The sequence below is a fragment of the Paenibacillus sp. PK4536 genome, assembly GCF_028594455.2.
GTDB lineage: Bacteria > Bacillota > Bacilli > Paenibacillales > Paenibacillaceae > Saccharibacillus > Saccharibacillus nuruki.
This window is the reverse complement of the sequence record NZ_CP126313.1, coordinates 2,358,684-2,380,687: the sequence shown is the minus strand read 5'-3', so window position 1 is coordinate 2,380,687 and position 22,004 is coordinate 2,358,684. Positions and strand designations below refer to the sequence as shown.

Genomic DNA, 22,004 nt, shown 5'->3' with positions numbered 1-22,004 from the left:
CAAAAGTACTGATGTGATAAGGATTAGCTTACCTGACGTGCTGTTTTGGTAACGTTATGGTCTAACCAGCTTGTCCGCCATTTGATCTGCATAATCACTAGCAAGCTAAGGCAACATAACACAATAATACTGAGCATAATAAATCCTAATGTATAGGAGCCTGTCGCTTTGTATAGATTGCCCAAAATAAGAGGTAATGCATATCCGCCTAATCCACCTGCCGCACCTACAATCCCTGTCATTAGACCAATCTCATTTCCAAATCGTTGAGGCACTAATTGGAACACAGATCCATTCCCTGCCCCCAGACACATCATACCGACAAAGAGTAAGCTGACAACTACCGGAAGTGGTGGTAAAAACGAAACACATGCTAACATGATGCCTGCACCTGAATATAGATACATCAACATCTTGGTTCCACCGATACGATCTGCCAGAAAACCACCTACCGGACGGAAAAAGCTTCCTGCTATCACACAAATAGTAGCAATATCTGCCGCTTGTACGGCTGTTAATCCATATTGAGTATTAAAGAAAATCGTTAAGTAATTGGCAAGCCCTACAAACCCACCAAAGGTCACACAGTAGAATGCACAAAATACCCATGCATCTCGTTGTTTAAGTACGGTAGCATATTGAGATAGCTTTTTAGGTTCAGGACGGTTAGGACTGTTTTTAGCAAAAATCGTAAAGAAAATAAAAACAAGTATAATCGGAATCATGGCAATTCCAAATACAATTTCCCAGCTTCCAAAATGTTGAGCCAGTCGATTAGCAAATAAAGTAGCAATAACGGTTCCGCTATTCCCTGCCCCGGCTATCCCCATCGCAAGCCCTTGATGTTCTTTAGGATACCATTGCCCTGCAAGTGGTAAAGCAGCGGCAAAAGATGCGCCTGCTATCCCTAGCAATATCGCTACAACATACAATTGCTCTAAAGATTGCACCCATTGCCAGCCTAATAATAGTGGAATCAATGTTAAGATCATTCCGATCTGTGCGGTTAATTTGGGACCAATATAATCAGACAAGAATCCTAAGACTAAGCGTAAAATCGAACCACCTAGAACCGGTAAAGCGACTAACTGTGCTTTTTGTACAGGATCCATCGGATAATCGAGCGCAATAATTACACTAAGCGGCCCAATCATCCCCCAGATCATAAAGCTGATATCAAAGTACAAAAAAGAACCTAATAATGTAGGCTTATGCCCGCTTTGCCAAAAACTTTTTTTGTCCATCATTGTGTATCATCCTCTCCACAGTGTGTTTATTTTTTCTATAGGTAATCATAAAAAAAGCCGCAATTTGCCCTTATATTGCTAAAGGACAAGTTGCGGCTTCATTGCCGTTGTTACATGGTACACGTCATTGTGTGCCATGAGATAAATAATATGAGTGGTGTGCGATTGGCTGTCATCACAAATGTGAATTTGATTCAAATTATATGAACGACTGACTCATATGTCAATATAATTAACTCAAATTCTAAATATTTTTATTTTATGTTAATTATATTGACATTAAAAGATTGATCTATTACTCTTATCTATAAGATTTCACACAATGGAGTGTGATGATGTAACGGCAACGATGCCCTTTTCCAGAATACGGAGAAGGGCTTTTTCTGTGTAAATAACGATGCACCTTTGAAATAGAGACAAAGGAGGAACTTGTTATGCGACAACAATTAGTAGTTATCGGCAATGGCATGGCAGGTGTACGCTGTGTCGAAGAGATTTTAAAGTTAGCCCCTGATGATTTTGAAATTACGATTTTTGGTACTGAACAACATCCCAATTATAATCGTATTTTGCTTTCCAAAATACTACAGGGTGAACATACATTTGAACATATTATTTTGCATGATTGGTCATGGTATCAACAACAACAGATCACTTTATATACTAACGAAACAGTCACCCACGTCGATCCCGATACTCGCACGCTGACCACTGCTTCAGGTCTACAACAGACTTACGATACCCTTATTTTTGCTACAGGTTCTATTCCGTTTATTCCGCCTATTCAAGGTTCTGATAAAAAAGGAGTTATTTCTTTCCGTACCGTTGAAGATTGCGAACAAATGAAAACTTATGCTCAGAAATATCGTCAAGCGGCTGTAATTGGTGGGGGGTTACTCGGTCTAGAGGCTGCGCGTGGTCTGCTTCATTTAGGGATGGAAGCTCATGTTATTCACAATGCTTCATACTTGATGAATCGACAACTGGATCAACTTTCTGCACAATTGCTACAACAAGAACTGGAACAACAAGGAATGAAATTTCATCTGAACCAAAATACGACTCGGATTACCGGAACTACGCGTGCGCAAGGGTTACGTTTTGCCAGTGGAGATAAGTTAGCGGCTGATCTGGTTGTACTGGCTGTTGGTATACGTCCTCATATCCGCTTAGCCGAATATGCAGGGCTACATGTTAAGCGTGGCATTGTAGTCAATGATTATATGCAGACCAGTATTGAACATATTTATGCTGTAGGCGAATGTGCAGAACATCAAGGCATCACTTACGGCTTAGTCGCTCCACTGTATGAACAAGGTAAAGTGCTTGCCCAGCATATTTGTCAGCAACGTCCTTATCGTTATCAAGGGTCTATCCCTTATTCTCAGTTAAAAATATCCGGTGTATCTGTATTTTCAGTCGGTGATACGACCGCTCCTGATTGTGAACCTGTTATTCAGCAATATGATGGTGTACGCAAAACATACAAAAAAGTGAGTGCTGTTGCAGGCAAAATTACAGGGGCGATTTTATATGGAGATACCGCAGAAGGCATTGCATTATTAGAAATGGTCAAACAAGGTGCATCTGTGGAGTCCTATCTTCATCCATTGGAATCTACGGCTACATTAAGCGAACAACAATCACAAAGCCCCACCGATATAGCTACTGCCAAATTAGAACATACCGCTACAGTCTGTGCTTGCAATGCAGTAACTAAAGCGACGATCTTGCAATCGATACAGACTCATGGATTGCAGACAGCAGATGAAGTTCAGCAACATACCAAAGCATCTGGCTCATGCGGAGGTTGTCGTCCGATCGTCGAATCCCTTGTGCGTTATAGCTTGGCAGGTAATCAGGCACAAGCAGACCCAACAACGGCTATAGATCCTCTTTTAATAATAGAGCTTCCAGAGTATCCTGATACCGTACCTATCTGTTTATCGACATCGTTAACTCATACTGCTCTTAAAGAACAGATCAAAGATAACATATGGAACAATAATCCAGAGATGATATCTCCATTCATATTGCACGATCATGATTGTAGCACTTGCCGTACAACGATTCATTATTATCAGCATCTGTATTCAGCGAATACTGTAGCGCAGCTAGATACCTATCGCTTACCTTATGCACAGCTATTATTAGATCGGAACTTACTTTCTTCTGATGCTATTGGTCAACAGGTTACAGATTCTAATGATGAGATCCATCAGATCAGACAATGGCAATCTACTATAGAACAGATGCCTCTACCGCATACAGTCAATATAGCGATAGCCCTTGATATCTATTCCCCTGTTAGTGTACGAGTACAAGACATCGGCATATTATATTCACCAGCAGGTTGGGAAATAAGTATAGGAGGATGCGCTACAGATCCTATTCAAGCATCTTCATTATTAACCACAGTAGAACATATCTCAGATGTACTGTACGTAGTGAATATTGCTCTGGAATTGTATCGTTATGATGCATATTACAGCGAACCTTTATGGCATTGGATGGAACGTACAGGGATACTTCCACTGCGAGAACAGGTCTTATCTTTATTTTACAATGAAGCGATCACTCATTCGAATGACGACCGTGAAGGAGGCGGAACTTATGATGCACACGCAATGTCCTTTTTGCAGCGTACAATGTAAAATCACTCTTCATTCCTCCGAATCTACAACATTACATCCTACTCTGCCTCTGATGACTTATCAGGCAGAAGGTACACCCAATGCGGCTTCACAAGGTCGTCTATGTATTAAAGGCATGAATGCTCATCAACATGTGTTCAACCGTGAACGATTGAAATATCCACTTATTCGTCGTCAAGGAGAGCTTGTACGTGCTTCATGGCAAGAAGTGAACGATTATATAGCCAAGCGTCTGCAACAGTCTATTCAACAATCCGGACGAGATTCCATCGGTATCTATGGTGGAGGTTCGCTCACCAATGAGACTGCGTATCTATTAGGCAAATTCGCCCGTGTTGCGATAGGTACCAAATATATTGATTATAATGGACGTTTTTGTATGTCTGCCGCCGCTTCGGCTGGAAGTAAAACATTCGGGATCGATCGTGGATTAACCTGTCAGTTGTCCGATATTCCGTTAGCTAAATGTATTATTCTGGCGGGTACTAATATTGCTGAATGTCAGCCTACCTTAATGCCTTATTTTAACCAAGCCAAAGAAAATGGAGCACAAATTATAGTTATAGATCCCAGAGTGACTGCAACGGCTACCATAGCAGATATTCATTTGCAAATTCGCCCCGGTACAGATGCATTGTTAGCTAACACCATGCTCAAAATCATGTTAGAACAAGATTGGATCGATCATGAATTTATTAAAAAGCGTACCAACGGATATGAGGAGTTAGCCGAGCTTGTCCGCGATATTGATATAGAACAGACAGCTAGCATCTGTGATGTACCTGTGACGTTAATTTATCAAGCAGCCCAAGTCTATGCTCAGGCAAGTACAGGTATTATTTTTACAGCTCGTGGCGTCGAACAACAGACCGATGGGCATTTAGCTGTCCGTTATTTTCTAAATCTGGTATTAGCAACAGGTAAAATTGGTAAACCTGGTTGTGGATATGGAGCCGTTACCGGACAAGGCAACGGGCAAGGTGGACGAGAACACGGACAGAAAGCAGATCAATTACCCGGCTATCGCTCTATTGAAAATCCAGCAGATCGTGCTTATATCTCTTCTGTCTGGAATATTGACCCTGAAGATTTACCAGATAAAGGAGTATCTGCTTACGAGATGATGGAACTTATTGATCAACAACAGATCACTACTTTATTCGTAATGGGTTCCAATCCTATAGTATCTAATCCTAATATTCCACTGGTACGTGCTGGATTAGAAAAGTTAGACTTGTTGATTGTAGCTGACTTATTTCTATCAGAGACTGCGCAATTAGCAGATATCGTGTTGCCTGTTACTGCCTATTTAGAAAATACAGGTACATTAACCAATTTAGAAGGTCGGGTACTGTTACGAGAAGCAGCCCGCCCTATTTTATATGAAAGTAAACATGATTGGCAGATCCTATGTGAGTTAGCCCGAGCACTTGGTCAGTATACAGGTTTTGATTTTGCACAGGCGGAAGATATCTTTAATGAATTAAGGTTAGCCAGTCGTGGCGGACTTGCTGATTATTACGGTATTACTTATGATCGTCTACGTACAGAAGAAGGAATATACTGGCCTTGTCCTTCGCTAGATCATTCAGGTGTACCTACGATGTTTGCAGATTCGTTTGCTCATGCAGATGGTCGTGCTGTATTTACATCGATTGCTAATGTAGCAACCAAAGATACGATTTCTTCAGATTATCCTCTGCTGATGACTAATGGACGTGTGCTTGCGCATTATTTAACAGGGGTACAGACCCGACGCAGTGCTACATTAACAGCACGCGAACCAGAGAATTTTATGGAGATTCATTCTCAGACTGCTAAGCGATATCATATTAAAGATAACGATTGGGTTGAAGTCTCTTCGGTTCGGGGTTCATTTACTATTCGTTGCCGGATCAAAAATCATATTCGTGAAGATACATTATTCGTCCCGATGCATTGGGGTGGTGCCCAAAATGTAAATCAAGCTACTGACCCTACACTGGATGCTTATTGTAAAATGCCAGGCTTCAAAGTATCTGCTGTATGTATTCGCCCGGCTTCATTACGTTATCTATAATATACAGACGATCATAATCTCTAAATCTGATATATTCAGGTTTGGAGATTTTTGTATTTCTACAATATATCGCCCTTGTGAACCATCGTATTTGCTCTATAACTAATGTATGCTAGAACTATCTGTAAACGACTTATTCTTTCATTTATTCGGCTTACTTTTTTCTCTATTATTCTCACGAGGAGGGCAATATATGCAAATTAGACGTGTTCTTACACATGAACTGAAGCAAGCCGCTTTGTTAGCAGAAGATGTATTTTGCGCAGATGGAGACCGATATATGGAGTCCTCTTTCCCTGCTCTTTTTCAGACAGGTATAAGTCACTCTTATGGTGCATTTACACCGGAAGGTGTATTGGTTTCTTTTATGGGAATGGTTCCGGTACAGATTCAATCCGGTACATATACAGTATCCGCCTATTCGATCGGGGCCGTCTGCACTCATCCTGATTATCGCGGGCAAGGATTAGCTGGACAGCTATTAGAGTTGTGTAGACAACATGCACGTTCAGCTGGAGCTTCAGTGTTATTTATATCAGGAGATCGTTCATTATATACACGTGTAGGAAGCGTACCCTTTGGACAAATCAGTGTATTTGAATTATCTACAGCTTCCTTTAGCACATTACCAGATGCTAGTTTGCATTTAAGTTATCGTGATCTTTTACCACAGGATATTTTTGCTGTTGCTCATCATATTCAAGCACAATATGCTCATATTCGTTGGGGGCTTGGCGATTTACAGCAGTTTATTGCTGCTCACCCGATGGCTAATATTAACAAACAGCAACAACATATTCGAGTCGCAGAGACGGCTGATCATCAGGTCGCTGGTTTTGTGATTTTGTCTATTCCACATGAAGAAGATACTGCAACATCCCGAATCGGTAGTGTGATTGAATATGGTGGTGATCCTGAAGTGGTCTATCCATTATTTGCAGACGCGATCACTCATTATCAGCTCTCTTCTCTTACCGTTCGTATTCCGTGGCAAGACAAATCATTAATCGATCTATTTCTTAAAGCAAATATTCCTGTAAGTATTGAGAAAAATGGCGGTACCTTGCTGGTATTAGATCATGATCTTCTTTTAGAACAGACGGGTGTGCACGACTTTTTGAATGCTCATGATATCAAAGTTCAATTAGACAATGGTTATGCACTACATACACCATCTGCTTCTTACCCTTTCAATAGTGCGCAAGAATGGTATGATCTGCTTTTTGATCCTGATGCTACACTTACCCATAAGATGAATGTGGCTTTCCCTACTGTCCCTTTACCTTATCTATATGGATTATATTTTATCTGAACTGTTTAACAATTAGAGTTCAAGGGTTGTAAAAAGATATACCGCTTAAGAAAGAAGGAACATATAAATATGAAAGATCGGAGTATTCTAACTGATTATGTCCAAAAGCATTGGCGATATTATCTACTCGCTGTCAGTCTGATCATTCTGTCTAATATCGGGCAAGCTGCAATTCCCCGTGTACTGGGGCAATTTACAGATGCTCTGCTGAATGGTGGAATACAGTATCAAATGATTATTGAATACAGTCTGATATTAGCTGGAATTGGGATTATGTATAATCTTTTTTTCGGTGCTGGACAATTCACAGTCATGCGCTTAGGACGCAAATTCGAATTTGAAATGCGTCAAAGTCTTTTTAGCAAGTTCTCTACACTAAGTGAATATTACTTTTCCAAACAAGGTACAGGTAAATTATTAAGCTCGATGACCAATGATGTGAACTCGGTACGTGAATCGATTTCGAATGGTGTGACCATGACCACCAATGCTATCTTTCTATTTTTATCATGTATTGTGATGATGTTACTTAGTCATATTCCACTGTATCTTATTCTGGTGAGCGTGGTTCCGATGGTGGGGATTCCTTTTCTAGTGATTTACTTTGGCCCACGCATTCGCAAACGCTCGCAAAATGTACAGGAATCGTTAGCTGTCATGACAGAATCGGCAGAAGAACAGTTAAGCGGGATTCGAGTGACGAAGACTTTTGCTATTGAACCTACGGCACGTCAGCGATTTGGTACAACAGTCAATCATATTCGTGATAATCAGTTGCATCTGGTACGAATGTCATCTCTATTTCAAGCGGCTGTCCCTTTTCTAGGTGCATTGTCGTTAGTTATTTCGTTACTATATGGAGGTTATCTAACGATTCAAGGTACGATTACGATTGGTAACTTTATTGCTTTGACTTTGTATTTACGCATTATGTCAGGCCCTTTACAACAAATTGGTAACGTGATCAATATGATGCAACGTTCAGGTGCTTCTTTGGATCGAGTAAATCGTTTACTTGCCGAAAAGCCTGATATCGAAGATCATCCTGATGCGCAACCGCTCGCTTCTACCCCTGATCTCAAAATCGAACATTTATCATTTGCTTATCCGGGCAGTGATCGTTATGCCCTATCGGATATTAACCTGCATATCGAAGCTGGACAAACGGTAGGCATTGTCGGCAAAACAGGTTCTGGTAAAAGCACACTGGTGAAGCTATTATTGCGCCTTTACGATCCACCTGAAAATACGGTCTGGTTAGGTGGTACTGATATTCGGCAAATTTCACTGCAAAGTCTACGTTCTCGCATCGCTTATGTACCTCAAGATGGATTTTTATTCAGCACGACGATTCGAGATAATATTGCGTTCAGTGATCGGAATACACCGCTTGAAAAAGTAGAAGATCATGCACGACAAGCGATGATCTATGAGCCAATCTCTAATTTCCCAGAAGGGTTCGATACCAAATTAGGTGAGCGTGGTATCACTTTATCCGGTGGACAACGTCAACGTACCAGTCTTGCTCGTGGATTGGTCAAAAAAGGGCCGATTCTAATTCTGGATGATAGTATGAGTGCTGTTGATGCTGTAACCGAAACAGGAATATTGAACAACTTAATTCGTGAACGAGATCAATATACGAACTTGATTATTTCGCATCGAATCAGTGCTGTTAAACATGCTGATCTGATTATCGTGCTTGACGAAGGTACGATTGTACAACAAGGAACCCATCAACAATTGTTGCAACAACAAGGCATCTATTCATCCTTGTATCAATTACAGGAAGAAGGGTTGCGCGCATGAGCCAGACATCTTCTACGACCAAAGCCAGTACATCCACCAGCGCTCCGATCCGATATGAAGCACTGCGTGCCATTTTAGCGTATGCTCGTCCACATCGTTGGACATTTGTTGGTATCTTCTTTGCCACGATGCTGGCGATTGCGGCTGATCTGTTACAACCGTATCTGGTCAAAATTGTGATCGATGATCATATTGCTGCCGGACAAAATGGTTTACCTTTTTTAACAGGGATGGCGGCTATTTATCTTGGACTTGCAGTCGTTAGTTTTATCTTTTCTTATGTACAAAGTAATCTGTTGCAATATGTAGGACAACATATTGTGGCTAGTATTCGTAATGATCTATTCGCTCATATTACCAAATTACCGATGAGCTTCTTTGATCGCTCTAGTAGTGGTGGCTTGGTGACCAATGTATCGAGTGATACTGAGACGATCAGCCAATTTTTCACGCAAGTACTATTAAGTCTGATTCGTGATGGTATGATGCTTGTGTTTATTATTTACTTTATGTTCCGTCTGGATACAACACTTGCCTGGTATTCGATGATTACGTTACCTGTGATTGCCACACTAGCGATTTTGTTCCGGGGCAAATTACGACAGGTGTATCAATATACACGTAGTCGCTTATCCAAGTTAGTCGGATTTACAGCAGAAAACTTATCGGGCATGGGCTTAATCCAGATTTTCCATCAAGAAAAAGAACAGAAAAAACGATTTAATGAATACAATGCGGATTACTGGCAAGCTAATGTGGAACAATTAAAATCCAATGTATTTTTTAACCGTACCTTTGATATTTTGGGCAATATTGCACTCGTATTAATGGTCTGGCTTGGAGGTATGGCTGTATTTAATAAGCAGATTGAAGTCGGTGTTTTATACGCTTTTATCAGTTATATTCGCCAGTTTTTTCAACCGATTAATCAGATTACGATGCAATGGAATACATTTCAATCGACCACTGTCTCAATGGATCGGATCTGGCGCATTCTCAAACTTCAACCACAGATTCAAGATCCTGCACCTGAACAAGCAGTGATGGTCGATCTAAACAAAGTCAAAGGCAAGGTGGATTTCAATCATATTTCATTCGGTTATGATCAAGATCAGACGGTGATTCCTCATCTAGATCTGCATATTCAAGCAGGCGAAATGATCGGGGTTGTTGGGACAACAGGTGCTGGTAAAAGTACATTGATTGCTCTACTCAACCGTTTCTACGATGTGAATAAAGGTTCTGTGACGATTGATGATATTGATCTACGGCATATGCCACAAGAAACCTTGCACCGAATAGTCGGATTGATTCAACAAGAACCGTTTTTATTTTCCGGTTCGATTATAGATAATGTACGAATGTTCCAACCACATATTAGTGATGAACAAGTTATTGAAGCTTGTAAATTTGTAGGTGCGCATGAAATGATTACACGATTACCGCTAAAATATGATACACGTCTATCCGAGCGTGGAAGTGGATTATCCGCAGGTGAGCGTCAATTGATTTCATTTGCCCGTATTGTAGTGTTCCGTCCGAAAGTATTGATTCTAGATGAAGCAACAGCCAATCTAGATTCACATACCGAACAGTTGGTTCAGCAAGCACTAGATACTGTATCCCATGGACGCACAACGATTGTAATTGCTCACCGTCTATCTACGATTATGCATGCCGATCGTATTCTGGTCATGGAACACGGCGAAATTATTGAGCAAGGAACTCATGCTCAGTTAGTCGCTCAGCATGGAACATATGCCAAATTATATCTTCATGCTAGACAATCGAATCAGCAAGTCATTCAAGCTTAAAACAAATAAATCCCTTTGCTGCATACTCCTACAAGATTAAGGTCTGTCTTGACCTGATCCCGTATGCACCAAAGGGATTTTACGTTGTTCTATCATAGACTACCCATTATTTCAAAAGTCCAAGTAGATTCTTAGTAGGCGTACTTGTTGTAGGAGCCGTTGTTGTGCTAGTCGATGTTGTTGTTGGGACAACAGTAGTCGATGGTTTTGGCGTTAACAATGGACTGGTTACCGATATCAACGGTGCTGTTGTTGATGTTGTCGGTGCAGATACTAAAGGAATAGATGTATTGACTGTAATCACATTAGGTACAGTGATTGGAATATTAACAGATGTTGAACTTGTTGTTGTATTATTGGTTGTCGTATTCGTTGTTGTACTCACTGGTGTACTGATTGTATTGGTTGTTGGTGCAGTTGTCTGTACTGGCGTTGGTGTCGGTGTTGTTACTACCGGCGTTGGTGTAGTCTGCACTGGTACTGGCGTTGGTGTCGGTGTTGTTACTACCGGCGTTGGTGTAGTCTGCACTGGTACTGGTGTCGGCGTTGTTGCCACTGGCTCCGGTGTCGGTGTTGTTACTACCGGCGTTGGTGTTGGTGTAGTCTGTACTGGTGCTGGTGTCGGCGTTGTTGCTACTGGCTCTGGTGTTGGTGTTGTTACTACCGGCGTTGGTGTTGGTGTAGTCTGCGCTGGCACTGGTGTTGGCGTCTGTCCTGTAACATTACCTACTGTGGTTAATACGGGCTTAACCATCGTTGCAGGCGGCGCATATATACCTGTTTTAATGATAGAAGGATCTGCTTTAGGTTTGGCACCTTGGTCTGCTACAGGATTCAATTGTCCGTAGACCGCTTCTACATATTTATCATATGCATTTTTGCTAATTTCCATTTTCATCTGATGCACTTTAGAAGTCAGCGTCATTTTATCTTCAGTGGAATCCACTTTGAATCCTTTGTTAAACAAATTCTTCATCGTTTCGTCCATATTTTCTTTAGTCAGTGCCATTCCATTTTGAGCACCTAATTGGTAAAAGCTATTATTGGATAGAGCTTCATGAACTTGTTTGTGTATTTCTTGTTTACGCTCTTGTTGGTTATCAAAAAGTTCATCCAATTCTTTATCTTTTGTTTCTTTTTGGTGTAATTCTTTTTTGTATTCTTTGTTACTTTCTATCTTTTGCTCTGCTGGCGTTTTATCCGGACGATTGTTATCTGTTGTTGTAGCAGAATTAGTAGTAACAGGACTTTTCACAGTGCTAGCTGTAGCTCTAGTTGTAGAATCATTAGAGGACGAGGAGTAGTATGAATTCTGGCTAGCCGTCGAAGAGTAACTCGCATTAGATGTAATATTCATAAGGCAGTCTCCTTCACATATTGATATTTATGAACCAGCGAGCGGCGAGTATTTTCTTTCCATTCCAAAAACATAATAGTAATATTTATCCAAATTAGTATAGTAATAATTTACTGTTTAACGACTTAGTTAGCAAGGGTAATTTGAACTATAATTTTTAAAAAATTCCATAATTTGTAATCGAATTTTGTCGAATATTAATCGTTCTACAAAAAAAGATCTTATTCGACATGACTATTCGAATAAGATCTTTTACATTATTTTATTTCACTAATCCACCAGGCAAAATAGCTCCAATGGTATTTCCATTGTTAGTGGACGATGAAGGACCTGATGATGTTGTATGACTTCCAGACGATCCGTTTGCGGAAGTACTAGAATGACTATTATTAGAGCTGTTGGTGGTTCCCGTTGTAGAACTATTGTTGTTATTGGTTACAGGTGTTGGATCTGAGGAAGAAACAGGATCTGGTGTAACTGTGCTGTTGGTAGTAGTTGATGAAGTGGATTGAGAAGTTGAGTGTTCGGTCTGTGTTGTCGGTGAAGGAGATGAATGACTTGGTTCGGATGGTGTTGATGTAGCTTTAGTTTCGGCTACCGAGTTCTCTGGATAGACAGGAGCTGGCGAATCTTCGATATCGGTATACGCTTCTGCTATTTCTTTGCCGTATACTGTTTTGACATATTGATTATACGATTCTTTGCTAATCTCGAGTTTGAGTTGATGGAGTTGAGAGCTAATCGTTAATTTTTGCTCATCGGTTTCTATTTGAAAACCTTTAGCGACAAGATGTTTGACCGTATCTTCATAATTGTCTTTATTCAATGCTAGCTGATTATCAATGCCGATCTGTGCAATCCCCTGATTGGCTAACATCTCATAAGCCATTTTGTTGATTTCTTCTTGTTTCTTTTGTTGCTTTTCAAAAAATTGATCAGCTTCCTGTTTTTTTAATTCTTTTTGCTGATCTTCTTTTTTGTATTGCTTGGTTTCTTCTAATTGCTGTTCTTGGAGACTTTTTTCGCTGGTTGGTAAGGCTGTAGTTTTGACATCATGATCTGTTTTGGGTAACGATCCAGAGGGCTTGTTAACCGAGTCTTGGCTAGCTGATGCATTGTATCCGGGATTGCTAGCTCCCGCATAGCCTGTAGATGAAGAAATATTCATAATTCGTACTCCTTTTTTTAAAATAATTCCTTTTTTCCATCAAGTTAGTTAGCATTATTAATAGTTCAAATTTACTATTAATTACACTTTTCGACAAGGGTATTAAGACCCAAACGCAAAAAGATACCTTCCTTTTGGAAAGTATCTTTTTGGATTCTATTTATGTTGTAAAATAATCATTCTGCGTTTTGCCTAGCCAATGCTCGATACGAAGCAATACTTGTTGCATTTCCAGTGGCTTACTCATGTAATCTGAAGCTCCGGCTTGAATTGCTTTTTCACGATCTTCTTTCATTGCTTTGGCAGTGAGTACAATAATCGGCACCTGCGCATATCCATACAGATTACGAATCGTACGCATCGTCTCATACCCATCTAATTGTGGCATCATAATATCCATCAGAATGAGATCTATATCCTGTGTCATATGCAAAATTTCCAGAGCATCTCGACCATTTTGGGAAATCAGGATATTAACACTATGACGCTCTAACAGACTTGTTAAAGCATACACATTCCGAATATCATCATCAACGATTAGAATTTTCTTACCATCTAGACCTTCATATTGTTCTGTATTGAGATCAGTTGGAGTCAGGTTAATCGTATTTTCATTATCGTGCAAAGCTAAGCGGTCTGTTTCAGCATACGATGCAGCTAGACGTGCTGACTGAATCGGTAGATTGAGATCCGAATCAGTATCCATAACATTCAGCGACTCTTTTTCAAAAAAGACGGTGTGACTGACCGGCTCTGCTACTGTAAACAATTCACTCTCATCATTAGGATCCGACTCCAAACAAGGAATATAGAACGTAAAGGTACTACCTTCACCCACCTGACTTTCCAATGTAATCTCTCCGCCTAACAAATGAGCCAATTGTGAGGAAATCGACAATCCTAATCCTGTACCACCGTATTTGCGAGCGGTAGCTCCATCAGCTTGTCTAAAGGCTTCAAAGATTAATCGGCTATTTTCAGGTGAAATGCCTATACCTGTATCACGAACAACAAAAGCAATCATTGGTTGATCCGATTGATATTCCTGCGTCTGTACACGATCTAACTTCTCAATCGTTAACGTGACACCGCCCACTTCAGTAAATTTGAAAGCATTGGATAATAAGTTACGAAGCACTTGCTGTAGACGCATATCATCGGAGTAGATCAGATCAGGCACATTATCTTTCACATCAATATCGAAGTAAAGATCACGCAATGCTGCACCTTCTTTGAAATAACGCTCCATTTGTTCAGGAATCGCTTGAGTGCTGACTGGATCGATCTCAATATGCATTTTACCGGCTTCCACTTTGGATAGATCAAGAATATCGTTGATCAGATTAAGCAAGTCTTTACCTGAATGATGAATAATCGAAGCATATTCTTGCTCTTTCTCTGTTAACGTATTCGCGCTATTTTCAGACAGAATTTGTGAAAGAATTAGCATACTATTAAGCGGTGTGCGTAATTCATGAGACATATTTGCCAGAAATTCTGATTTGTACCGTGAGCTCACTTGTAGCTGTTGTGCATATTTATCCAGTTCAATCGCTGTACTTTCCGCAGCCATTTTACCTTGTTCCAAACGTTCATTTAGCATTTGCAATTCTTCGGTCTGCATATGCAGTTCATCCGCTTGGGTCTGAAGTTCTTCGGATTGGACTTGTAATTCTTCCGATTGAACTTGTAGTTCATAGTTCATATTCTGAGAATCATGATACATCTGCTCAATCTTTTTACGAATCAATAATGAATTCATCGTTACTGCAAAAATATTGAGTAAATGTTCAAATAAATCGGATTGTTCGATCGTCATTGGCTCGATAAAAGCAATTTCAACAACCGCTAGTACTTTACCTTCAAACATAATCGGAGCGGCTACTAAAGCTTTGGCTTCGGTACTACCCAGACCTGAATTAATCTGAACATAACCTTTAGGAAGCGGACTATACGTTAACATTCTTTTCTCAACAATACATTGCCCTGCTAATCCTTCGCCTTCTGTAATATAAGCTGCGCCTAATTCAATATCTGTATGATGTGCGGCAAATGAAGCTGTTTTGACCCAGCCTTCTTCTTCATTTTCGCTATCATAATAGACCACTCCATATGAAGCATCGAACCATTTATTCATTTTGGTTAGTAATGCAGAAGATAGCGACTCTATACGATCAGATTCTTGAAAACGAGTTGATGCAATCGCAATCTGGTCTTTGATCCAATTCTCATGCTGGACATGATCCAATAATTGATTGGTCGCTGTGCCCAGTTCTGCAATCTCATCCCGGGTACGAATAGTGATCCGTTTGTTCAGATCGCCACCTTCACCAATATCATGAATCGTATCGGTGACATCGCGTAATGTTCGTACAATCTGGCGAGCAATCACCCATGCTGTTATCAACGATACAATCGCAACTACAATCCACAAGGTCACCATCGCTACAAATAAACGTTGATTGCTAGCAGCAATACTTTCAATACGTGCATCTGTGAGTGCTTTTTCAGTTGTCCGAAAAGCTTCTAACTCACTACGTAATCGATCAATCTGTTGCTTACCCGGATCGACTTTGAAAAATTGCGTAATTCCAGCTTCATCGTTATTACGTCTCATCTGTAGAACAGGATCGCCGGCATCTTCAATCCATTTCTCTATACCTGACTTGATCGTTGTCAAATTGCTACGTTGCAATTCGTTATCTTCCACTAGAGTGACTAACTTGTTATAATCAGATTCCCATTGCAGAACCCCATTATTGTAGGGATCCAGATAACTATCATCACCAGTCAAAGCAAAGCCGCGCTGTCCTGTCTCCATATCAAGCACATGCTTTTCGATCAGATTGGTTAAGTTATGAACTTCCAGATCATGATCATTTATATATCTATTTTCCTGTTCTAATTGATTCACACGTCCAGACATCATCAATAACACAACGCCTACGCATAAAATAATCACAACATACCCAGAAATAATTTTGGTGCGAATACTCCAATTTGCACGCTTGGGCAACCGTAAAACCTCCAATACCTACTTCATATTCCGCAATCTAATCGGTTCTCGCCTCATTATTTTACTGCAAACTTTAATGAAAAGGAATCTATTTCTTGCATATGCAATTATTTTTTATTATCGGCTTTCTAAATTAGATCAATGAACGCAAATTCATCTTTGACCGATATTCTTGAGGGGTGATTCCTTCGAGCTCTCGGAATACTTTGGAGAAGTGTCGACTGCTCTCGAATCCGACCTGTTGACTGATTTCGTTTAATCGACAAGAGCTCTCGATCAGTAACAATTTTGCTTTGGCAATACGTACTTTTTTCAAATAAACGACAAAGCTTTCTCCGGTGTATGCTTTGAATGCTTCACTAAAATAAGAATAATTCAGCGACACATGATTGCTTACAATCGCCATATTTAGTGGACGATCATAATGCGCATGAATAAATTGGACAGCTTCTTTGAGATGTTGAGGTTGAGTATGGATTAAGCGTAATTGCCGGATATAATCATCCAGACAGATCAATACATTTTCCAGATCGTGAAAATAATCCTGAAAGTAACGATAATGATTCAGATTGCCTACACGCCGATAAAGACGCAATACTTCTACTGAAGCTTCTCCATAGTGTCTGAAAATCTCATCTAAGACTTGCTCATTGATCTGCTGAGCCACTTGTTCAATATAAGCTAAAGGAAGATAGATAAGTTCATGAATCCGAAAAATCTGATACAGTCGTTGCTCAATCTCTGGATCACGATCACTCCCCAGCGTATTACCTAACAAACGGATCTCTTCTTCAGGAACACTCCATGTCGAAAAAGTCTGCTGAATCAATGAATAACGGATCAAATAAACACCGGGATGAAGAAATCCATAATTAAGTGCCTGACAGGCTTGATCATAATAATGAGGAATATGTTGCAATAGACTGCCTTGTTTACTTACACCGATCAATAATCCTTCCACTTCCCGTTGTGCAGCAAGTTCAGCCAATTGTTCTAACGCATGTACTTCAGTGGTTGGAATCATCCAGACTAAGCGATCTTCACGATCATATAACTGGGCAACATACTGAATGGATGAACTGGAGCACAATCGACTGACCAGTACACCTAGCTCCTCTCGAGAAATAGAGGTACCTTCTTTATTTTTATACTGAAATACACATACAAGATAATGCTCTGGTAATACAAGACCTTCTGCTACTTCAGAAAGAAGAGTTAGATCATTTTCAGAGGTGTACAACAGACGTTGTAATCGTTCTTGCTCTTTTTGCAAATGATACTGTTCCACTTCAGCCAGACGAAGAGACACTAGATCACGCTTCTCTAACTCTTCTTCCAGTCGGTGCAACGCATCAAATAAGTCTTCACGCCGAATCGGCTTCAGTAAATATTCGCTAACCTGATACCGAATAGCGGCTTTGGCATACTCAAAATCATCATATCCACTCAGTACAATAACATACGGTTGAGTCGCTACAATCGATCTATCCAGACCACGCATTTGTTCCAAAAATTGCACACCATCCATGACAGGCATCCGAATATCAGTAATCACAATATCAATAGACATCTGCATCACTTTATCCAATGCTTCTTGACCCTGACGGGCATGAATACACTCATAGTGGTTAGGGAACTCCCGTTCAATCATCACTTGTAGTCCTTGTCTAATATTCCGTTCGTCATCTACGATTAATAGCTGTATCATATTATGATTCTCCTCCTGTCAGCAGTACTTTGGGAAATCGTAAAGTGACTCTTGTCCCTTCCCCTATCGTACTTGTAATCTGTAATCCATAATCTTCTCCATAAAATAAAGCCAGTCGTCTCTGAACATTGCGTAGACCAATTCCGCCTTTGCGTAATTGCTGTTCTTTGGGCGCATTGGTTGGATAACTGTTGCTAATATGATGATGGTCCGGTTCGTCTGGAACATAGATCCATTGTTGCAACGCTTCTAATTGTGGAGCATCCATGCCACTACCATTATCTTGAACAATCACTGTAATGACTCGATCAGGTGTGGCAGCAACTTCGATCAATAAGCAACGTTCCATATCCTCTTCTTCATTCCATGCATGTTTGAATGCATTTTCGACTAATGGTTGTAACGACATTTTTAAGATTTCCAGTTCTAATAAGACTTCTGGAATATTTAATTCCAATCGTACCGGTTCTTCAAATCGTATATTCATCACTTCGATATAATTGCGAATATGCCGTACTTCTTCACTCAACTTCACATATTCACCTGACCATTTGAAGTTATAGCGCATCATACCGCCAAGAGAGGTTAACGCATCTGAGATTTGGCGTTGATCTTCAATTTCAGCTAACATTTTGATATTTTCAAGCGTATTGTACAAAAAATGAGCATCAATCTGACTGTACAATGTGCGTAACTCTGCTTCTTTCATTAAGGCTTGCTTACTGACAGCTTGCGCGATCAATTCATTGATTGTGAGAGTCATTCGATTGAAATGGTAGGCTAATTCGCCAATCTCTCCACCGCCATCTACTTCCACTCCATGATGCAATTCGCCACGACGTACCTTTTTCATCGCTGCTGTTAATAAACGTAGATTTTTGAGAATAAAGGTGTTGGCTAGATACGTAATCAGAGATACCAGTAAAATAAATCCGATATTAAGGAGGACAATTCCGTTACGTGCACGTCTTGTGTCTTGCAATACTTTTTCTAACGATACAATATGCACCAACTGAGCCCCCAACCGATCAATGCTAGTTGATGTGGCTAAATAAGCGGTTCCTTGATACGTATACCGTATCGAAGATAATTCCTGATCTTCTATAGCTGCCGCATCGGCTTGATAAGAACGAGTCTCATTCTGCTCTGTATGATTAGCTGTTAACCATTGTTGTAAAGGAAAGGTATATTGCTGATCTTTACTCGAAGGAGGAATATACCCGCCACCTGCATCCAGTAATAACATTTGCGATTCATCTTCTTGTAATGCACCAAATGTACGTGGAGCAAAATTAGCTAACAACATATCAATCTGTACAATACCCGCATGATGCCCTTTCGGGACTTGAATTTCTCGTAAAAGAGAGACCTTAGGTGGGTCCAGTTCAGGCACCATAAAGCGAGTCGAACGGGGTAACAAATTCTGGCGTTGTACATACCAACCTTCTCGATCTCCGAGTGTTCGAGCCAGCTTATACCACGGCTCATCCCAGACCCTTTTCTCTTTAAAAAAGATCGGCCACATTTCATACGTATGATCATTATCGCTATACAATCGCAGATGCAAAATAGACGGATTATTGATCCCAATCTGTGCTAGATTAGCATACGAACTGTTATTAAATTCGATCAATTCAGCGGTAGGTGTATCATGATTACTTGCCAGATATTGAATCACTTCCTGATCGGATAACGCTAATTGTGCTGCCCGTTCCATCGTCTCAATCTGTGTAAGCAATACTTGCTTTTCATTTTGCAATGCATCTATACTTTTGAGCCGTGTATCTTGAATATAGGTCTCATTCACTTGATTATAGAAATAAAGGGATACCGCTGTAGTCGGTAATAAAATGACAATAATATATGTGCCGATTAATCGACTCTGCAAAGAAAGATTATTGATCCAGCGCAAAAAAGGCTGTAGCATCTGACGAAACGTAAGCTATTCCTCCCTATCCCTTGAGCTCCAAAAATATGTCTCTTTATCAAAAAATGTAAGCGGTTAAACTATGTATTCTATTGTACCCGAATTGACTGGAAAATTGTGTAGAAAAAGGGACTTTCACAGAAGATGCTCTGCTCAAGTCCCTTGGTTTATAATTCTATTCGCTGTTCATGTTGGAAATATAAGTTACTGCGCTTCTAGTTTAGCTTTATTTTTCTCATATTCGGTTTGTTGATACGCTTGAACTTTCGCTAATCCATCTGCTTCACGTTTGCTTAGATACTCATTAAACAACTGGTCAAATTCACTGTCTGAAGAAGCCAATAGTAATTTAGGTAATGTTTTACCCCACAGTTGCGAGATTTTGGTATTGATAATTCCTTCAGGTGAATTACCGGTTGGATTCAATTGATCGAACTCAGAGGAACTGACCGTTTTGCCTTTTGTCCAGTCTTCCATTTGTTTGAATGGAGCTACACTTTCCGGTTTCCATTGATCTGTAATATTCGTATTCATTTGCATCCAGTATTTATGAGAAGCACCATACTTGGTATCAAATTCTGAACGATCGGTATTTAGTGATTTCAGCACTTCAGGCTTAAATTGATCTTTGCCATCGACTGTATCGTATGTGACTCCTTTTTCACCTAAATACAAATCTTTCTGTCCTTCTTCACTGATCATGTATTCAAGGAAACGGATAGCACGTGCTTTATCTTTTACATTTTTGGAGATTAGGGTTACTGTCCATCCTGAAATAACAGGCCCTGATAAAATTGGTTGATCTAATTTGGAATCAGAAGGTCCATCGACTGCAATATAGACTGAATTTGGATCTTTGGCATATAACGCATTTTGTTGTGTATTGAAATCACTACGTTGATACAGCATTGCAAAGTAACGCCCTTGCGCAATTTTTTCTTCCATTTGAGAACGTTTGTCGATAAAGATATCTTTGGATAGTAATCCATCTTGATTCGCTTGACGGAATGTTTTGAGCCAGCGTAAATATTCAGGATCGGTGGTACGATCATACAACTTGCCGTCTTTTTCCATAGGGATGGCTAAGAAATTCTGCAAATATCCTTCTAACGAGTAATTTCCATTTTCGGTAAACTCATGTAAGCCTAGTGGAATCAGTGGCTGTCCATTCACTTCTGGGAACTTTTCTTTTGCCATATTGAGCGCTTTCAAAAAGCCTTCTGGTGTACGCATATCTGGCTTGCCAAGTGCTTCATACATATCTTTACGTACGACAAACACTTGATTTGATAGATAGTTTTTGCCGTATTTCGCAAAATCCGCCGGAGAAGAAGACGCATTCGGATAACCATACACATTACCATCTGGCTGTGTATACCATGCTAATTTGGCTGGATCGGTTACTTTGTAGAAGTATGGATCATACTGGTCTGCTAACTCATTGAGTGGCAATACCAATTTACCTTCGATCATTTTTTTAACAGCATCTTCACCCCAACCCAATGTAATAAAGTCAGGCAATTTACCAGAAGCAATCATTGTATTCAGCTTTTCATTTTCATTACCCGCAGGCACAATAAATTTCAAGCTTACTCCTGTTTTCTTGGTTACATATTGGCTGGTAGGATCGGTTCCCCAGTCACTTCCTGTGTACCAGGAGAAGTTCATATACCAATCAAATGTTATTGGTGATGTATCCACTTTCCAGCCCGGTTCGTTGGCTGAAGCGGCTTTGACCGGTGTATTGCTTTGTTCCGATGCACTTTTACTTCCGCCACCAAAGTAAGAACAAGCTGTAGTGAACATCATCATGCTTGCTAGGGTTAACATTAGTGCCGGTTTGTACCATTTGCGATGATTTGTATTTTCTTTCATCCGAGATATACCCCTTTTCTTTTTTTAGAATGTACTATTTATGCTTCATACAGTGAAT

12 protein-coding genes are annotated in these 22,004 nt (G+C 40.1%); 5 read left to right on the top strand and 7 right to left on the bottom strand.

Annotated elements, in window-relative coordinates:
• Positions 1–23 precede the first annotated feature (23 nt).
• On the bottom strand, positions 24–1,244 hold the full coding sequence (locus PO903_RS10670; RefSeq protein ID WP_273594644.1) for a nitrate/nitrite transporter: 1,221 nt from the start codon (positions 1,242–1,244) through the stop codon (positions 24–26).
• Between the two features lie 437 nt (positions 1,245–1,681).
• Here PO903_RS10670 and PO903_RS10665 point away from each other — a divergent pair, with 437 nt between their 5' ends.
• The 5 genes from PO903_RS10665 (at position 1,682) to PO903_RS10645 (ending at position 10,895) form a co-directional block, all read left to right on the top strand.
• A complete protein-coding gene (locus PO903_RS10665) occupies positions 1,682–3,901 on the top strand; it encodes an FAD-dependent oxidoreductase (RefSeq protein WP_273593394.1) in 2,220 nt (739 codons plus the stop codon).
• The gene (gene nasC, locus PO903_RS10660; protein WP_273593393.1) at positions 3,861–5,960 is read left to right on the top strand and encodes an assimilatory nitrate reductase catalytic subunit NasC; all 2,100 of its coding nucleotides are present in this window, start codon (positions 3,861–3,863) and stop codon (positions 5,958–5,960) included. The genes PO903_RS10665 and nasC overlap by 41 nt, the downstream gene beginning before the upstream one ends.
• Positions 5,961–6,153: 193 nt before the next feature.
• Positions 6,154–7,272 (top strand): GNAT family N-acetyltransferase, encoded by a 1,119-nt coding sequence (locus PO903_RS10655; RefSeq protein ID WP_069327836.1) that lies wholly within the window; start codon positions 6,154–6,156, stop codon positions 7,270–7,272.
• Positions 7,273–7,341: 69 nt separating this feature from the next.
• The gene (locus PO903_RS10650; RefSeq protein WP_137221061.1) at positions 7,342–9,081 is read left to right on the top strand and encodes an ABC transporter ATP-binding protein; all 1,740 of its coding nucleotides are present in this window, start codon (positions 7,342–7,344) and stop codon (positions 9,079–9,081) included.
• Positions 9,078–10,895: an ABC transporter ATP-binding protein gene (locus PO903_RS10645; RefSeq protein WP_273593392.1), complete on the top strand. Its 1,818-nt coding sequence runs from the start codon at positions 9,078–9,080 to the stop codon at positions 10,893–10,895. Before PO903_RS10650 ends, PO903_RS10645 begins: the two co-directional genes overlap by 4 nt.
• Positions 10,896–11,001: 106 nt before the next feature.
• Here PO903_RS10645 and PO903_RS10640 read toward each other — a convergent pair whose 3' ends face one another.
• From PO903_RS10640 to PO903_RS10615, 6 genes are all read right to left on the bottom strand, one after another.
• Positions 11,002–12,252, bottom strand: a complete 1,251-nt coding sequence (locus tag PO903_RS10640; protein WP_273593391.1) for a hypothetical protein — start codon at positions 12,250–12,252, stop codon at positions 11,002–11,004.
• 262 nt (positions 12,253–12,514) lie between these two features.
• Complete coding sequence (locus PO903_RS10635; RefSeq protein ID WP_273593390.1) at positions 12,515–13,420, bottom strand: hypothetical protein; 906 nt, start codon at positions 13,418–13,420, stop codon at positions 12,515–12,517.
• A gap of 160 nt (positions 13,421–13,580) precedes the next feature.
• Positions 13,581–16,436: a CHASE3 domain-containing protein gene (locus PO903_RS10630; protein ID WP_273593389.1), complete on the bottom strand. Its 2,856-nt coding sequence runs from the start codon at positions 16,434–16,436 to the stop codon at positions 13,581–13,583.
• A gap of 133 nt (positions 16,437–16,569) precedes the next feature.
• Entirely contained in the window at positions 16,570–18,144 is a 1,575-nt protein-coding gene (locus tag PO903_RS10625) for a response regulator (protein WP_273593388.1), read from the bottom strand.
• 1 nt (position 18,145) lies between these two features.
• Positions 18,146–20,071 carry a sensor histidine kinase gene (locus PO903_RS10620; RefSeq protein ID WP_285097495.1) on the bottom strand — a complete coding sequence of 642 codons (1,926 nt, stop codon included), beginning with the start codon at positions 20,069–20,071 and terminating at the stop codon, positions 18,146–18,148.
• Between the two features lie 204 nt (positions 20,072–20,275).
• Positions 20,276–21,946, bottom strand: coding sequence for a type 2 periplasmic-binding domain-containing protein (locus tag PO903_RS10615; protein ID WP_069326622.1), 1,671 nt, complete (start codon positions 21,944–21,946; stop codon positions 20,276–20,278).
• Positions 21,947–22,004: the final 58 nt, after the last annotated feature.

Bases quoted from the DNA above. Each gene is read 5' to 3' on its own strand.
- PO903_RS10670 (WP_273594644.1), bottom strand. From the start codon at position 1,244: ATGGACAAAAAAAGTTTTTGGCAAAGCGGGCATAAGCCTACATTATTA.
- PO903_RS10665 (WP_273593394.1), top strand. From the start codon at position 1,682: ATGCGACAACAATTAGTAGTTATCGGCAATGGCATGGCAGGTGTACGC.
- nasC (WP_273593393.1), top strand. From the start codon at position 3,861: ATGATGCACACGCAATGTCCTTTTTGCAGCGTACAATGTAAAATCACT.
- PO903_RS10655 (WP_069327836.1), top strand. From the start codon at position 6,154: ATGCAAATTAGACGTGTTCTTACACATGAACTGAAGCAAGCCGCTTTG.
- PO903_RS10650 (WP_137221061.1), top strand. From the start codon at position 7,342: ATGAAAGATCGGAGTATTCTAACTGATTATGTCCAAAAGCATTGGCGA.
- PO903_RS10645 (WP_273593392.1), top strand. From the start codon at position 9,078: ATGAGCCAGACATCTTCTACGACCAAAGCCAGTACATCCACCAGCGCT.
- PO903_RS10640 (WP_273593391.1), bottom strand. From the start codon at position 12,252: ATGAATATTACATCTAATGCGAGTTACTCTTCGACGGCTAGCCAGAAT.
- PO903_RS10635 (WP_273593390.1), bottom strand. From the start codon at position 13,420: ATGAATATTTCTTCATCTACAGGCTATGCGGGAGCTAGCAATCCCGGA.
- PO903_RS10625 (WP_273593388.1), bottom strand. From the start codon at position 18,144: ATGATACAGCTATTAATCGTAGATGACGAACGGAATATTAGACAAGGA.
- PO903_RS10620 (WP_285097495.1), bottom strand. From the start codon at position 20,071: ATGCTACAGCCTTTTTTGCGCTGGATCAATAATCTTTCTTTGCAGAGT.
- PO903_RS10615 (WP_069326622.1), bottom strand. From the start codon at position 21,946: ATGAAAGAAAATACAAATCATCGCAAATGGTACAAACCGGCACTAATG.